Origin of the sequence: Shimia sediminis, assembly GCF_003990645.1 — a bacterium.
GTDB classification, from domain to species: Bacteria; Pseudomonadota; Alphaproteobacteria; order Rhodobacterales; family Rhodobacteraceae; genus Shimia; species Shimia sediminis.
Genome location: NZ_RYZK01000126.1, coordinates 1 through 506, shown reverse-complemented (window position 1 = coordinate 506; position 506 = coordinate 1). Strand labels below are relative to the sequence as shown.

Here is a 506-nt window from a genome sequence, read left to right as displayed (position 1 = left end):
GTGGCGCATATTTCAGCGTCAACTGTTTCGTCCGCAATGACCATGGTTTCGGTCGGTCCGGCAAAGAGGTCGATACCGACGCGGCCAAAGAGCTGGCGTTTGGCCTCGGCCACAAAGGCGTTGCCGGGGCCGACCAGCATGTGCACCGGGTCGATGGTTTCGGTCCCCAGCGCCATGGCGCCGATGGCCTGAATGCCGCCCATGACATAGATCTCATGGGCGCCGCCCAGATGCATGGCGGCGATCACGGCGGCGTTGGGCTTGCCGTCGAAGGGCGGGGTGCAGGCGATGATGCGGGGCACACCGGCGACCGATGCCGTGGCAACGGACATGTGTGCCGAAGCCACCATGGGGAACTTGCCACCGGGGATGTAGCAGCCAACCGATTGTACGGGGATGTTCTTGTGCCCGAGGATCACGCCGGGCAGGGTTTCGACCTCGATATCCAGCATCGAGTCGCGTTGGGCCTGGGCGAAATTGCGCACCTGTTCCTGGGCGAACTTGAT

1 protein-coding gene is annotated in these 506 nt (G+C 63.4%); it reads right to left on the bottom strand.

Features of this window, described 5'->3' with window-relative positions; translation table 11 throughout:
* The coding region (locus EK369_RS21680; protein ID WP_206198176.1) for a histidinol dehydrogenase at nt 1-506 on the bottom strand (506 nt) is incomplete at both ends.